Source organism: Ruegeria sp. CH2 (assembly GCF_056537065.1).
Genome location: NZ_JBQFQV010000061.1, coordinates 1 through 560, shown reverse-complemented (window position 1 = coordinate 560; position 560 = coordinate 1). Strand labels below are relative to the sequence as shown.

Below are 560 nucleotides of genomic sequence, written 5' to 3'. Positions count from 1 at the left end.
GCGGTATTGCAGCGTGCTCCGCGCCAATCCAATCACGCGACAGGTGCGCCGTTCAGAGGTTGCCAGCTTTTGTCGGGTGTGGACCACGGCCTGACGAAGCTGGTCTGCCGTCAGGCCTTTGGCTTTAGATAATCAAGGCTCTCCTTGAGAATGAGTTTGTCCAGTTCAAGCTCAGCCACGATTTTCTTGAGCCGATCATTCTCTTTCTGCAGCGCCTTCAGATTGGCCATCTCAGATCGTCCCATCCCACCAAACCGCTTGCGCCATGTGTAATAGGTCGCATCACTGACACCAGCCGTTCTGCACGCCGTCGCGACATCCGAACCAGATGCCAGGCCCAGCTCAATCTCGCGCAAAAGCCGCAGAATATCTTCGTCCGAATACCGTTTCCGCGCCATCAATCCCGTCTCCAAAACTAAGCCAACTGTGGCACAGTTTTAGGGGGCCAAGACAAGTACTATGTAGCGACTGCACGCCATGTGGTAGATCCCAAGTATCTACCGCCTAGTCTTTCTCGCGCTTCTGTTTGCACAGAACTTGAGATGTCATTTAGCTCTGCG

1 protein-coding gene is annotated in these 560 nt (G+C 54.1%); it reads right to left on the bottom strand.

What is annotated here, in order from left to right; translation table 11 throughout:
* Positions 1-110: 110 nt before the first annotated feature.
* Entirely contained in the window at positions 111-398 is a 288-nt protein-coding gene (locus tag ACR0M9_RS21130; RefSeq protein ID WP_480425685.1) for a transposase, read from the bottom strand.
* Positions 399-560 lie beyond the last annotated feature (162 nt).